Below are 13590 nucleotides of genomic sequence, written 5' to 3'. Positions count from 1 at the left end.
TCACGGCTTGCTCGCCAGATCGAGGTAACGCGGCACGTCACCGGCGACGACCCGGTCCCACGCCGCGGTGAACAGGCGCGGCAGCGGCAGCGTCACCAGCTGCGCCTGGGCGGCGTCCAGGTAGAACGGCTGCTTCCACGCCTCCACCGGATGCCGCGGCGCCTTGGCCGGCTGCCAGCCGCCCGGCAGGAACACCGGCCGCCCCGCCCGCTCGCGCTTGGCCGCCACCACCAGGTCGGCCGCCGCCAGCGCCGCCTGCGCGGCCTTCAACTGCGCCGGCTTCCAGCCGTTCCAGGCCAGCACCGCCTTGTCGGTCGGATCCGGCAGGGCCAGAAGCTGCAGATAGTACGCGGCGGCCGCATCGTCGAGCCCGAACCGCTCGCGTACCTGGGTGACGAGACCGGGCGCGCTGACGGCCGGATCGTGCGGGTCGCCGTGAGCACCGTCCGGTGTGGACACGACGTCGTCGATCCAGCCGGACAGCACGACCCGCAGCGCGGTCCCGTTCTGTTCGTCGATGAAGCCGAGGGCCGGATCGTCGGGGCCGGTCAGCTGGGCCGGGGCGACGTGATGCGACGCGTAGTAACCGGTCGCGTGCCCGTCCACCAGCGCCGGGCCGATGTCCGGTCGCTCATCGGGATCGTGCACGCCGTGGCCGACCAGCAGATCCGGATTGCGCAGCCGCGCGCGTACCAGGGCAAGGGCCGGGGCGAGCGCGGCCCGCAGCGGATCATCCCAGCTCAACCGGTACGCCAGCCAAGGCAGGGCGATCGCGGCGGCGCACAGCCACGGCCCGTCGAAGGCCTCGCCCGTGTCGGACCTGGTGACAAGCTCGTAGTAGGCGCGCGACGTGCTGCGGCCGTCCGTGGACAGCAGATCACCGTCCGACGGCGCGGTGATCGCCTGCAGCAGCGCCGTGACCTTGGCCTTGTCGACGACGCGGGCCAGGTCCGCGACGAGGTCCTCGGGGATCACGACCCGCCGCCCGCGCACCTTGATCCAGGCCTGCGCGACCGCGTCCACATCCGGTCCGTGCTCCCACAGGTCGGCGGGTTCGACGGGCAGCGCCGCGTCGAGCAGCCGGACCCGCTGCTGGGGCGTCAGCTCCTGCAGGGAAGCGCGGGCGACCTTGGCGTGCGTGGCGGTGATGCCGAGGACGCCGCGCTGCTCGGCGGTGAGGAAGTTGGCCTCCCACATGGCGATCCCGGGCAGGCCGGCCAGCAGCAGGATCGCCTCGGCGCGCGTCATGCCGGTGGCCGCCGCCAACTGCTCGGCCGCGGCGGGCCGCCACGGGGCCGGACCGCGCTCGGCGAGCAGGGCGCAGAACTCCCGCAGCCGGGCGCCGCCGTGCCGCGTGGAGACCCGGGCCTCCGCGGCGACCGTGAAGCCCTCGGGGACCGCGAACGTTCCGTCCGGCGAGACCTGCAGGGCGGAGCGCCGCCAGTGGCTGCCGTTGGCCACGTACCGCTGCTCGACCGGGAACATGACCGTGATCCGGTCGCCGTCGCGGGTCACCTCGATCGGATGCTCGGCCGTCCGGGAATGGATCAGCTCCAGCACCCGCAGCGGCGGCCCGTCGCCGGACAGGGGCGTCCCGGCGACCTCGGCGAGCAGCGCCGCCAGCGCCGTCCGGTCGGCGTCGGTGGTCGACGGGGCCGCGGCCCGCATCGCCACCGCGCCCAGCCCCGCCAGCAGTTGCGTCCACGCGGCGGACACGCCCGGGATCGCCGGACGAGTGGCGCCCGCGAGCACCTCGGCGACCTGCGAGATCTGCTCCAGTGTCTGATACCGGGCGCCGGACTGGCCGCTGTGGTAGTAACCGCGGTGCCCGTCGGTCAGGCCGTCCCACGCCAGGCGCAGCGCCTCGTCCGACACCGTCGCCACGGCCGGCGCCGGCCGCGGGACCGCCTCCAGATGCGCGGCGACCGTGGCGATCCGGCGGCGCAGCCGCACCGCGCGCGACACCACCTCGACGATCCGGTCACGCAGCACCGCGTCCGTCACGGCCGGCAGGTGGGCCGCGACCGTCGCCGCCACCGCCGCCTTGACCTTCTCCGTCCCGGTGACCTCGTCGTCGACGGCCATCAGCGCCGCCGCGGTGACCTCGTCGAGGGCGCGCAGGGCCGCCGAACCCGCCTCGTCGCGCGGGCGCAGCGCATGCCACCAGTCCAGCGGCGGCAGCGTCGAGGTCGGCTCGCTCGGCTCGGCCAGCACGAACCGGCCGTCGGCCGTCCACAGCCGAACACTCTGCTGGCCGTAGCCGCGTACGCGGGTCAACGGCAGCGGGGCCGTGGCGCCGGGCAGCATCAGCGCGCCGACCAGGAACTCGGCGATGCCGGGCCGCCGGACGTCCGGCCGCCACTCGACCCGGCGCCCGTCGAGGCCCTCGCCGATCTGCGTACCGTCGGCGGTGCGGACCACCCGCCAGCCGACCAGCCCGTCGCGCCAGCCCAGCGGCGAACCGGCGAACTCGGCCGGAGCGGGCCGCAGCTCGCACGACTCGGGGACCACCGCGGTCCCGGGCACCTGCCCGGACGTGGCCGCGGCGAAGAACGACGGCTCACTGATCCGCCCCGCCTCACCGGTACGCGGATCGAACTCCCGCCACCGCCAGTGGTACACGTCGGAGTCGCGGACGAACTCGCACCGCCAGAACGCCTGCCCGTCACTGACGACGGGGTAGCGGGTATCGCCGGGGCGTCGGCTGTCCCCGGCGTGCATCGGCCGCCCGCCGGTGGTGACGCCGCCACCCGCGACCGCAAGCGGCAGACTCCGCACACCCCAGCCCTCCGACGGCGGCTGAGGATCGCCCTCGATCCGCTCGTCGGGCCGCGACGCCCAGTAGAAGACGTTGTCGACGTACGCCGACCAGCCCACCCGCAGCTCACCGTCGACGAGCCAGCAGCTGGTCGACGAGTACCCCGCCCGGGCCTGCGGATGCCCGTTCGGCGGGTAGCGGAACACGTGCTCGGACGCCTGACCGTCCGGCGCGACGACGTGCGCCGAGTGCTCGTCGTGCAGCACGAGTTCCGGCCAGCTCTCGCCGACCCGCAGCGACTTCTTCGGCCGGGCGACCTCCTCGTACCCGGGCCAGCCCAGCTCGGCCGGCAGCCCGGCCCGCAGCGACCGGGCCAGGACGGCGGGCACGTCGATGTCCATCAGCCGCCGGAACGCCGCCGGGGCGAGCGCCATGCCGGCCGGGGACCACAGCGCGGCCAGCTCGGTCAGGTCGTGGTCCAGTTCGACGACGGTACTGCCGCCCGCCCGGGTCGTCTGCTCCTCGATCAGTCCGATGAGGACCGACTGGACCCCCGGCGCACCGAACGCCTCGCGCAGGGTGCTGTCGGCGAGCGCCGGACTCGTCAGCGCCCGCCCGTCGCGCATCCGTGAGATCGCGGCGCGTACGCCGCGCGCCAACGCGGGCCGCCACACCGGATCGGCGGCGATCGGGGCCAGGTCGCGGCGGCCCGGCCGGGTGTCGATCGCCCACGAGGCGACGTTGAACTCCGGCGCGGAATTGTTGTGCGGACTGCCGATCCGCACCGGTACGCCGGCGGCCAGGCACACGTCGAGGATGTCGAGGTCGACACCCCACGGGTTCGCGGCGAGTTCGACGCCGCCCTCGGCGATCAGCCGCGGCGCCATACGCTCCACAAGGGACACCATGAGGACGTTGCGGTGGCCGGCCCGCGCGACCCGCCGCCCGCTCAGCATCCGCTCCAGCCAGCGGCTCGCCGATCCCGGCCCGGCGGGCGCGACCAGATCGGCGGCGGCACCGCAGGCCTCCAGCAGTTCCAGCCACTCGTCCGTCATGTCGGTACGCCAGCCCGGCGGCTCCGGGACGATGGCCAGCAGCCGGCCCCGGACCTCCGCATCGCGCTTGCCCAGCCGCACCAGGCTCCTGCGATAGGACTTCCAGACCGACGGATGCGCGCGGCCCATCGCCGGATAGCCCAGCAGCTGGCCGACGACCGCGTCGGCCTCCTTCTCGGCGTCCAGCCCGGCGGCCTTCGCCAGCCGCGCCAGGTCGGCGGCCATCGACGCGTGCGGGGCCAGACCGCCCGCCACCCGGCGCAACGCCAACGTCTTCACCAGCTGGTACGCCTCCGCGGCCGGCCGGCGGTCGGACACGCCGCGCGCGTACTCGCCGAGCATCGTGGCGGTCAGCGCACCGGCGAACGCGAACTCCAGATGCACATCGCGTACGCGCTCCTCGTCGATCACCAGACCGTGCACCTGCTCGGCCCGGCGGGCGTCGGTGAAGCACGAGCCCGCCATCCGCTGGTTGTCGGCCGCCACGAACGCGCGCCCCGCCTGCTCCCAGAACGTCGGCAGGAACTGCGGAGCCGCCGCGCCCAGCCGCCCGGCCAGCTCCTCGTAGCCGTCGCGGGCGTTGCCCGGCTTGGACCGCGCCACCCGGGCCAGCTTCTCCATCTCCTTGACCAGCGCCAGCGCGTGCCGCCCGTTGGCCGGATCGTGCACCAGCGCCCAGGCCGGGAAACCGAGCGCCTGACGGCGGGCGACGCCGACCGGCACCGGCGCGGCGGCCGGGGCGAACCCGAGGAACTCCATCGTCAGGTCCTCGGCCGGGCCGACGGCCGCACCGACCAGCCGCACGACCGTCCGCCCGTCCAGCACCGGATGCCGGTACGCGCGCGCCGTCACCGTGTCCGTCGCGGTGGCCCGGGTCCCGCCCGGCAGGATCGCCCCGGCGTCCAGCAGCACCTCGCTCATCGCGCCTCCTCCTCGACCACGCGGCCGGCGTACAGCGCGGCGGCCATCCGCAGACCTTCCGACCACGCGACCGGCGGTACGCCGGCAGCCGGCACGCTCTCCCCGGCAGCGTCGGCGAACGTCAGGTCGCCGGTCTCCGTCTCATAGCTCGGATCGCCCTCGCCGATCCACACCGACGCCACCACGACGGCGCCCTCCTCCCAGATCCGGCACACCGCCGTGCCGCCCTGGACCCGGTAGCCCTGCGCGCCGGCCCGGCTCTGCACGTGCCGCAGCTCCTTGAAGTGCCCCTGCGCGTAGCGGGACAGCTCGCGGCGCTGCTCCGCCTCGCCCTCCGGTTTGCGCCAGACCTCCCGGAACAGCTGCAACGTGCCCTGCTCCACGCCCAGGTCGGCGGCGAACTCGCGCAGATCGTCGAGGTCCGGCAGGCGTACCGGATGGGGGATCGCGACCGTCTCGGTGGTGATGAACGCCGACTCCCCGTCGAGGTCCACGACACCCAAGCCTTTCGCCTCGTCGGCGTCGCGCAGCAGACCGGCGGCGGCCAGATCCCAGGCACCGTCGCGTACCGGCACGACGACCAGGTCGCGCAGCACCGACCGCCACGACTCGTCAGCCCACACCTGCGCCAGCACACTCACCGGCACCGGCAGCGAACGGATCATCCACTGCTCGGCCTCGGCCCGGCAGGACGCCTCATGCCGGGCCAGCCACTCGGCGACCTGGCGCAGCCCGGCGACGGACTCGTGCTCCTTGAGCGCCTTGGGCAGGCTCCGCAGCGCCTTGCCCTGCGCATTCCGCGCGACGACTTTGCCCTTGTCCAGGGTTATCTCGTAGTCGGCACCCGCCGGCAGCCAGCCCATCGCCATCCCCTCGTCGAAAACGTGAGGCGGATTGTGCCACCGGCGGCCGACATTCCGCGCCGGGTCGGTCCCGATGAAACGGGAAAGGCGCAACCACCTGCATGATCGAGGCGGAAACCCACCTCGATCATGGGAGCGGTGCGAGTCCGCCACCAGATCGCCCACGCAAGCTGCCGGAGAGCCTGGAAATCCGCTTGATCACGCAGAGGCCTGGGTCTCACCCGGTTTGTCGGTCAGATCGAGAGCCCAGGCGCCAGGCCTATGACAGAACACCGACGGTGGGTCGTCGGTCGCCCGCGCCGCCGACCAGGCCTCGGTGATGTCGGCCCACACCGGATCGGTCGGGCTCAGGTTCATGCCGAGGATCTGATAAGCAAAGTCGTCGCCACCCTTCGCGGCCGGGACCAGGACGTCATAGGCGGCGCGGTCGTCGCCGCGTCCATGCAGCAGAGCCGCGAGGTTGGTTGCCGCCGCCCGATCACCGGCGGAGATCGCCCGCCGGTACATGGCTTCCGCGCGCTCGTCCTGCTCCATGTCGACCAGGACGTTGGCGAAGGCGTTGGCCGCGCCCGGCACCGCCTTGTCCACTGCCCGCGAGAGCAGCTCCGCCACCTCCGTGAAGACGGTCTGCTCGTCGCGACCGCTTTCGTACCACAGGAAATCGGCCAACCGTGCCAACGCGGGTTCATGACCGGCGGCGATCGCGTCGCGGAGAAGGCGCTCGGCCTCCGCCTCATGACCTCCCAGTGTCGCCAGCTTGTCCGCCCGGTCGAACCATAGTTCAGCCCCGTCCATGCCAGACACGATAGGCTGCCGTCCCGTTCGGTGGCGGCGGCTACCTCGTGGAGACGGCGCGCACGGCATGGAACGGCAGAGTAGGGTGTGCCGACCTGATCACGGGAGGACCTCATGCTCGCCTGGCTGACCTCGGCCGCCTTCACCCTCTTCGGTACTCCGACCACATGGGGTGAGCTGCTCGGGTTCGCGACCGGGGCGCTGTGCGTGTGGCTCGTCGTACGCCAGCACATTGCCAACTGGCCGGTCGGCATCCTCAACGTGCTGCTGCTCATGGTGGTGTTCGCGTACGCGGGGCTCTACGCGGATGCCGGACTGCAGGTCCTGTACGTGGTGCTCGGCGCATACGGATGGTGGCAGTGGGCAGCGCACGGTTCCGTACGCGACGCGATGCCGGTTCGGCGTACGACGCGCGGGGAGTGGCTGGCGTTGGCGGGGACGGGAGTCGTGCTCACCGCCGGGCTGGCAGTCTTCCTCGACCGGTTCACGTCCTCCACGGTGCCGGTCCCGGATGCGCTGACAACGGCGTTGTCGTTGCTGGCTACCTATGGCCAGGCTCGCAAGCTGCTCGAGAACTGGTGGTTGTGGATCGCCGCCGACGTCGTCTACATACCGCTCTACGCGTACAAGGGCCTGTGGTTGACCTCGATCCTGTACGCGGGCTTCCTGGCGCTGTGTGTGCTGGGCCTGCGCACGTGGCAGCGGGAGCCGCGAGTGCCGGCCGTGGCGGTGTGAGGTGTACCGGCACGGGCTGGTCGTCGGGAAGTTCTATCCGCCCCATGCGGGACATCATCATCTGATCCGGGTGGCGGCCGCCGCGTGCGAGCGGGTCACGGTCGTGGTGGCGCCGTCGAGCCGGGAGTCGATCCCGCTCGCTGTGCGGCTGGACTGGCTGCGCGAGGTGCACGCCGATACGGACGGTGTACGCGTCGCCGGCGTCATCGACGACCATCCGATCGACTACGCCGACCCCGAGGTGTGGGACGCCCACTGCGCGGTGTTCCAGTCCGTTCTGGACGCGGACGTGGATGCCGTCTTCAGCTCGGAGGCGTACGGGGAGGAATTGGCGCGGCGCTTCGGCGCACAGCATGTCGCCGTCGATCCCCGCCGGGCCGCCGCCCCGGTGTCGGGAACCGCCGTACGCATGGATCCGGTGGCGTATTGGGACATGCTCGCGCCTCCGGTGCGGGCCTGGTTCACCCGGCGGATCGTCGTGGTCGGCGCGGAGTCGACCGGCACGACGACGCTGTCCCGGGCGCTGGCCGCGGCACTGCGAGATCGAGGCGGAGTCTGGTCGGCCACGGGCTGGGTGCCCGAGTACGGGCGTGAGCTCACCGAGCGGAAACTGGCCGCATTGCGTACGCGTGACCCGGAGGCGACCGTCTTCGACGTGACCTGGGATCGGGACGACTTCGTCGAGGTCGCCGAGGCGCAGAACGCGGCCGAGGACGCGGCGGCGCGTACGGGGTCGCCGATACTCGTCTGCGACACCGACTCGTGGGCCACCGCGATCTGGGAGGAACGGTATCTCGGCTCGACCTCTCCGGCGGTCCGCGCAGCCGCCCGTCGGCCGGCGCTGTACCTGCTCACCGACGATAAGGACGTGCCCTTCGAGGACGACGGGCTGCGCGACGGGGAACACCTGCGCACGTGGATGAACGAGCGGTTCCGGTCCGAACTGCGTACGCGGGGGCTGCCGTTCGTCGAGGTGAGCGGGGCACCCGAGGCGCGGCTGGCCGTGGCGCTCTCGGCCTGCGACGAGCTGATCAGGCAGGGTTGGAGCCTCGCCGATCCGCTCGTACCGCCGAGCCGGACCGACCAAGAGAAGGAATTGGCGAACAGCCCTTCCTGTTCGAGGACTTCCCCGACGAGATGAAGACCGGCGCCCCGGTCGCGTACCACGTGCCGGGTCGGTGAGGCATGACGGGGCCACGCTGGCGGTCATGCACTACTGGAAGGACCTGGAGGCGGCAATGTGCGCGGCGCAGAATCCGAGGCCGTACGCGTACGCCGGCCCGGCGGACGTGCTTGCCGCGATCACGCCGGGGGAGCGCGGGCGGTTGATCGCGTCGGTGGACGATCTGACCGCGTGGCTGGCGGCCCTGGCGCAGGCGGATCGCAGCGGGCCGCAGACGTTCGTGGTCGACGAGGCCGGCGATCTGCGGGTGGGCGCCCAGGCGTAGCGAGCACGTCGCCTGCGCGGCCGGTCATGCCGTACTCAGCGCCGGAGAGATCGACTTTGCCTGGGAGGACGGGCGCTGGACAGTCGTCGCGGTGAGCAATCAGTCGACCGGATACTGCCCCGAGCCCGCTTCGTGGCCCGCCGTGGCCGCCGCGTGCGAACGGGCGGGACTGGCGCATCCGGGAGGCTTCACCGCGGCTTTCGAGTTCCGCCGCTGCCCGGACTGCGGCCAGGTCAACATCGTCAAGGGAGATGACTTCGTCTGCGCTGCCTGCGACGGGGATCTGCCCTGGGAGTGGAATGTCGCGTGCTGAGACCTACAGCCTGTCCGTGAGGACCCACCGTCAGGCGCGGGGCCACGCCCTGGACGCGCTGTCACAGCGCCACGACCAGAACTCAGGCAGCGGACATGTGCGCGCGGCGGGTCACAGGACCCGGCGGCCCGGCTGCGCTTTGGTCTCCAGGTCAAGGCGTACCGGCAGCTCTGGCCGGTCGAGGGCCTGGCGGGCATGCGCGACGGCATCGTGTTCGATCCGTTCGCGGACGGCGGCGAGATCGGCGTCGATGTCGGTCTCGACCCGTAGCGCGAGCTCCGGGTGCTCGTCGGATCCGACCAGCCGGGCGCGCGCGGTCCGCACGCCACGGTAGCCTTCCACCTCAGCCGCGACCGCCTCACTCACCGCCGACGCCGCCAGGACGACACGGTCCCGGCTCCCGGTCGGGAAGGCCAGATCACGGACGCGGTCGGTGCCGAACAGGATGGCGACGAGCCAGCGCAGGGCGAGCACGAGTATCGCCAGGGCGACGACGCCTACCACCGGCCACAGCCATCGGCCCTGGGCGCCGGCGTAGGTACCGACGGGGTTTCCCGTCAGGGTCCGGGCCGCCCAGGCATTGCCGTACACGCCGGAGGACGCCAGCGTCGCCGCGAGCCCGGCCGCCACCATCAGCAGCCCGAGCAGCAGGAGGACGACACGACTCGTACGATCGGCATGCATCAGGATCTCCTCTCGACACTGACCGCGAGGCTCGGCCGGCGGCGAAGGTGGAGCCGATCCAGGTGCGAACCGACCGATGCCAGAACGGCGTCCCGCAGACCTTGCGGTTCCTGCCCGGCGATGCGCGAGGCGATCCGCACTCGAATCCGGCCGGGGCGCACCGACACATGCCTCGGCGACGCCCCGTCCACCTCGGCGACCGCCGCCCTGACCTCCTGCTGTACCCCGCGACGCGTAACGGCCGCCTCCAGGCCCGGTTCATCACTGTCGACCGGCAGGCGACCCGCCCGCGACGGCCACAGTTCGAACACGGTCAAAGCCAGGCCCACGAGGAGGATCGCCGCACCTGCGGTCCGCACGACGCCGGCATCCCATCGCGTACGCCGAGCCCAGTCCAGAGCCGCCGGCCAGTCGACGAGCACCGGGCGGGCGCCGACAAGCACACCGACCACTTCCACGATGACGACCGCTGCACCTGCCACGAGGGCGAGGGCGAGAACCACGCCCAGCAGCCGGTTGACAATTCTCCTCATCGATCGCTTCCTTCGTTCGCGGACCGGGCTTTCGTGGGCCGGGCTTTCGAGGACCGGGCTTTCGTCAAGCGACCCGGGCCGACCGGGCCGGCGCCGTGATGAGATTCGTGATGTCGACGCGTACCTCGTCGACCTGAAGACCGGTCAGTTCCGCGAGCCGATCCCGTAGATGCTGCCGAAGCCGCTCGGTCGTCAGAGCGACCGACGCCGGCCATCGGACGCTCGCGACCACGTCGACGGCGACATGGCCGCCGTCGACGTGAGCCGACACGGTGGGCCGCTGGTCCAGGTCGGCCTTGCCCATGCTCGTGAGGCCGCCGACGGGCAGCCTGCCGAGGCCCCGGGCGGGCCCTCCCACCTCGGGTACCTCACCGGCGATGTACGCGGCGAGTTTCGCGACCGCGCCGTCCGCCATGTGGATGCGGCCGAGCGGCAGATCGGCCACGGAGACGGCCGCGGGCTCCGCGACGCTCACCGCGGACTCCGTCGCTGGAGGCTGAGGTTCAGGTCGCCGAGGTCCAGCTCTCCGCTGACGACCTTCGCGACGGCCCAGCCGATGACGGTGAACAGGGCGACGACCAGCATCTGCCAGAAGCCGACCAGGACCACGACGAGTCCCAGGATCAACCCGATCGCGGCGCCGACAGTGGTCCGGTTCATTGTTCTCCACTTCCCCTCACGGGCGGTTCCACGCCGTCTGTCCAGGCGGCGCTCGCGGGCGTCGAGATGTCCACGACGTCGGCGATCAGCACATCGACCCGGCGTCCCCCGGCCAGGGGCGCGACCGCGACCTGCACCTCGCCGGCGATCTCCGGCAGCGGCCTGCCCCACTGGGCGCGGACCTGCACCTCCACGGTGGCGTCGGCGACCCGCACTCCGGCCACCCGCCGCCCCGGGAGATACGTCGCCAGCTCAGCGGGATGGCCCGCGTCCAGATCGGCGACTCCCGGACACGCGCGTACCGCGGCGGCGATCGCGTCCACGTCGACGGTCTCGGCGGTCGCCGGCAGCGGCGCGGCCGCCGCCATCACGTCACCCGAGACGGTGTGGACTGATCTTCGTCGGGCATGTGCACATCGTCGACGTTGACGTTGACCTCGACCACTTCGAGCCCGGTCATCCGCTCCACGGACTGCTTCACGTTGCGCTGCACGCTGTGTCCCAGGTCGGAGATGCTCGCGCCGTAGTCGACCACGATGTCGAGGTCGACCGCCGCCTGTGTGTCGCCTACCTCGACGCTGACCCCCTGCGAGACGCTGGGTCCCGCGCTGCCGGGGATACGTTCGCGGATCGCGGCGAAGGCACGGGTCGATCCGGTACCCATCGAGTGGACGCCCGCTACTTCGCGGCAGGCCATACCGGCGATCTTCTGCACCACGCCCTGCGCCACGCTGATCTTGCCCACGTCGGTGGTAAGCCGGTCGAGCCCCGGCGACCTGCTCTTCTCTGGCGCCTGTCCCGCGCTCTGTTCCAGAGTTTGTGTCATGGCCAGCCCTCCTTCACTTCGAGCCACGGCACGATTACCCCGTTCTCGCCAGTTCAACCGAGAGTTTGCGCAGGTCAGAGTCCATCGGAGGAGATCGCGGTGGCGGTCGGGGGGTGCCTCCGCCGCAAGGGCGTCGCTATGTCCCCGGGCGTGGTGGCCTGCGTGCCATCGTCTGTTTCGAGGATCCCGTCCTCACCGCCGAGGATCCGGTCGCCGGCACTCACGGCGGCATCCCCGGCCGACAGCCACTCGGAGGCCTACTGTGGGAACCATGAGATCGCCTCGGTGCTCGATCCGGCTGGACTGACCGTGCTGTCTCGGTCCGAACAATGGTACGAAGCGATCCTGGATCTGCTGCGCGAGGCGAATCTGACCTCGCCCGACGAACTGCCGCAGCTTTTGCGGGCGGTGACCGCGGGCCTCGCCCGCGACTTCACAATCTACCTGGTTGACTATGAGCAGTACCATCTTCGGGAGCTGACCGGAACGGGCATCCATGACGGCGACTCGCAGCCGGTGGAAGGCAGCCTCGCGGGGCTCACATTCCAGAATGGACAACCGCAGACCGACCCTGAGCAGCCCGCGGTGACCTGGATACCCCTCATGGACAGCGCTGAGCGGCTCGGCGTCCTGCGGGTCGCGACCGAGGTCTCGGACCCGGACGAGGCGTTCCACCACGGGGGCCCGGTCGTGCAGTTCGCCAACCTTCTGGGACATCTGATCGCGGCCAAACTGCCCTACGGCGACCGGCTGCACCAGACCCGCAGCAGCCGGCCGATGACCGTCAAATCCGTGCTGCTCCGCCAGTTGCTGCCGCCTTCCACCTTCACCGCCGACAGGTGGATCCTCTCGGCGAGCATGCGGCCCGCGTACGCGATCGGAGGCGACGCCTACGACTACGCCCTCGACGACGACATCGCCTACGTGGGGGTGTTCGACGCGGTCGGGCACGGGCTGGAAGCCGGCCTTGCCGTGGCGGTGGCCCTGTCCGCGACCCGCGCCGCGCGGCGCAACGGCGCCAGCCTCACCGAGATGGCTCACGATGCCGAGGCGGAACTGACCGCGCAGTTCGGCACCACCACCTACGTGACTGCCGTCATGCTCCGCATGGATCTGACGAGCGGGCAGGTGACCTATGTCAACGCGGGTCATCCGCCCGTGGTGGTCCTCGGCGCGGACGGCGGCACGACCCTTCTCTCGGGCGGCCGCCGACTGCCACTGGCCATGGCGCCCGACACCGCATGGCCCGGCGAACACCAGCTGCAGGACGGCGACCGGCTGCTTTTCTATACCGACGGCGCTGTCGACGTACGCGACGCGGACGGGCAGTTCTATACGGTGGAGCGATTGATCGCCTCGGCGCGGGCGCTGGCGGCCGATGGGCAGACGGTGCCGGAGACCGCACGGCGGTTGAACCAGGGCGTGGTCGACTTCCACGGCGGGCCGCCCGACGACGACTCGACCATCGTGGTCTGTGAATGGTCGGCCCGCGCCGTCGAAGACGCGTTGCCGTGACGCAGTCGCCTCCTCGCGGACGACGGGACCGCGACCGTACGTCGCGGCCCCGTCGAGCGAGCTCGTACCGCTATCGCTGAAGTGTCAGCAGGCCCGGCCGCCACGGCAGCTGGTCGTAGGGGCCGCCGGCGCTGGGGGACTTGCCCTGGTAGAGCAGTTGCAGGTTGCAGGGGTCCACGGTCATGGTCTGGTCGGGGTTGCTGCGGACGAGGTCACCGTGGCTGATGTCGTTGGTCCAGCCGGCGCCGCTGTTGTTCTTGCCGGCGAAGGGGTTGCTTTCGCTGGCGGCTTGTGGTGTCCAGGATCCGTTGAGGCTGGTGGCGGTGAAGGAGCGGAAGTAGCGGCCCTGGCTGCCGATGGCTTCGACGATCATGAGGTATTGGTTCTGTCCCTGGACTTTGTAGACCTGGACGGCTTCGAACAGGTTGTTGGTCGAGTCGCTCAGGACGGTGGTGTAGGAGGAGCCGAAGCTGCCGGGGAAGTT

15 protein-coding genes are annotated in these 13590 nt (G+C 71.6%); 5 read left to right on the top strand and 10 right to left on the bottom strand.

What is annotated here, in order from left to right; translation table 11 throughout:
* The 3 genes from G401_RS42980 to G401_RS0102715 all read right to left on the bottom strand — a co-directional run bounded on the left by G401_RS42980 (position 1) and on the right by G401_RS0102715 (position 6392).
* Positions 1 to 4734: a hypothetical protein gene (locus G401_RS42980; RefSeq protein ID WP_034590611.1), complete on the bottom strand. Its 4734-nt coding sequence runs from the start codon at positions 4732 to 4734 to the stop codon at positions 1 to 3.
* Positions 4731 to 5597 carry a DUF4132 domain-containing protein gene (locus G401_RS0102720; RefSeq protein WP_027341301.1) on the bottom strand — a complete coding sequence of 289 codons (867 nt, stop codon included), beginning with the start codon at positions 5595 to 5597 and terminating at the stop codon, positions 4731 to 4733. The genes G401_RS42980 and G401_RS0102720 overlap by 4 nt, the downstream gene beginning before the upstream one ends.
* Positions 5598 to 5795: 198 nt before the next feature.
* The gene (locus tag G401_RS0102715) at positions 5796 to 6392 is read right to left on the bottom strand and encodes a hypothetical protein (protein ID WP_027341300.1); all 597 of its coding nucleotides are present in this window, start codon (positions 6390 to 6392) and stop codon (positions 5796 to 5798) included.
* A 114-nt stretch (positions 6393 to 6506) separates the two neighbouring features.
* Here G401_RS0102715 and pnuC point away from each other — a divergent pair, with 114 nt between their 5' ends.
* The 4 genes from pnuC (at position 6507) to G401_RS57015 (ending at position 8888) form a co-directional block, all read left to right on the top strand.
* Positions 6507 to 7127, top strand: coding sequence for a nicotinamide riboside transporter PnuC (pnuC, locus tag G401_RS0102710; RefSeq protein WP_027341299.1), 621 nt, complete (start codon positions 6507 to 6509; stop codon positions 7125 to 7127).
* Position 7128: 1 nt separating this feature from the next.
* Positions 7129 to 8268, top strand: a complete 1140-nt coding sequence (locus tag G401_RS42975) for an AAA family ATPase (RefSeq protein WP_245601587.1) — start codon at positions 7129 to 7131, stop codon at positions 8266 to 8268.
* Between the two features lie 67 nt (positions 8269 to 8335).
* On the top strand, positions 8336 to 8575 hold the full coding sequence (locus G401_RS57020; RefSeq protein WP_211240656.1) for a hypothetical protein: 240 nt from the start codon (positions 8336 to 8338) through the stop codon (positions 8573 to 8575).
* A gap of 91 nt (positions 8576 to 8666) precedes the next feature.
* Positions 8667 to 8888, top strand: coding sequence for a hypothetical protein (locus G401_RS57015; RefSeq protein WP_211240655.1), 222 nt, complete (start codon positions 8667 to 8669; stop codon positions 8886 to 8888).
* Between the two features lie 111 nt (positions 8889 to 8999).
* Here G401_RS57015 and amaP read toward each other — a convergent pair whose 3' ends face one another.
* The 6 genes from amaP to G401_RS0102670 all read right to left on the bottom strand — a co-directional run bounded on the left by amaP (position 9000) and on the right by G401_RS0102670 (position 11591).
* On the bottom strand, positions 9000 to 9572 hold the full coding sequence (gene amaP / locus G401_RS42965) for an alkaline shock response membrane anchor protein AmaP (RefSeq protein ID WP_034590610.1): 573 nt from the start codon (positions 9570 to 9572) through the stop codon (positions 9000 to 9002).
* Entirely contained in the window at positions 9572 to 10105 is a 534-nt protein-coding gene (locus G401_RS0102690) for a DUF6286 domain-containing protein (protein ID WP_027341298.1), read from the bottom strand. The genes amaP and G401_RS0102690 overlap by 1 nt, the downstream gene beginning before the upstream one ends.
* Before the next feature lie 64 nt (positions 10106 to 10169).
* The gene (locus G401_RS0102685; protein ID WP_027341297.1) at positions 10170 to 10580 is read right to left on the bottom strand and encodes an Asp23/Gls24 family envelope stress response protein; all 411 of its coding nucleotides are present in this window, start codon (positions 10578 to 10580) and stop codon (positions 10170 to 10172) included.
* Positions 10577 to 10765 (bottom strand): DUF2273 domain-containing protein, encoded by a 189-nt coding sequence (locus G401_RS0102680; protein WP_027341296.1) that lies wholly within the window; start codon positions 10763 to 10765, stop codon positions 10577 to 10579. The genes G401_RS0102685 and G401_RS0102680 overlap by 4 nt, the downstream gene beginning before the upstream one ends.
* Positions 10762 to 11133, bottom strand: coding sequence for a hypothetical protein (locus tag G401_RS42960; RefSeq protein WP_034590609.1), 372 nt, complete (start codon positions 11131 to 11133; stop codon positions 10762 to 10764). The genes G401_RS0102680 and G401_RS42960 overlap by 4 nt, the downstream gene beginning before the upstream one ends.
* The gene (locus G401_RS0102670; protein ID WP_027341295.1) at positions 11133 to 11591 is read right to left on the bottom strand and encodes an Asp23/Gls24 family envelope stress response protein; all 459 of its coding nucleotides are present in this window, start codon (positions 11589 to 11591) and stop codon (positions 11133 to 11135) included. Before G401_RS0102670 ends, G401_RS42960 begins: the two co-directional genes overlap by 1 nt.
* 285 nt (positions 11592 to 11876) lie before the next feature.
* On the opposite strand from G401_RS0102670, the gene G401_RS0102660 reads away from it, so the two are divergent.
* Positions 11877 to 13106: a PP2C family protein-serine/threonine phosphatase gene (locus tag G401_RS0102660; protein WP_051366045.1), complete on the top strand. Its 1230-nt coding sequence runs from the start codon at positions 11877 to 11879 to the stop codon at positions 13104 to 13106.
* A 70-nt stretch (positions 13107 to 13176) separates the two neighbouring features.
* Here the strand turns inward: G401_RS0102660 and G401_RS42955 are convergent.
* A partial coding sequence (locus tag G401_RS42955; protein ID WP_034590608.1) for a non-reducing end alpha-L-arabinofuranosidase family hydrolase occupies positions 13177 to 13590 on the bottom strand: 414 nt, incomplete at its 5' end.

It is taken from the genome of Hamadaea tsunoensis DSM 44101 (genome assembly GCF_000428945.1).
GTDB lineage: Bacteria > Actinomycetota > Actinomycetes > Mycobacteriales > Micromonosporaceae > Hamadaea > Hamadaea tsunoensis.
The sequence above is the reverse complement of the archived record's forward strand: the minus strand, read 5'-3'. Positions and strand labels throughout refer to the sequence as shown.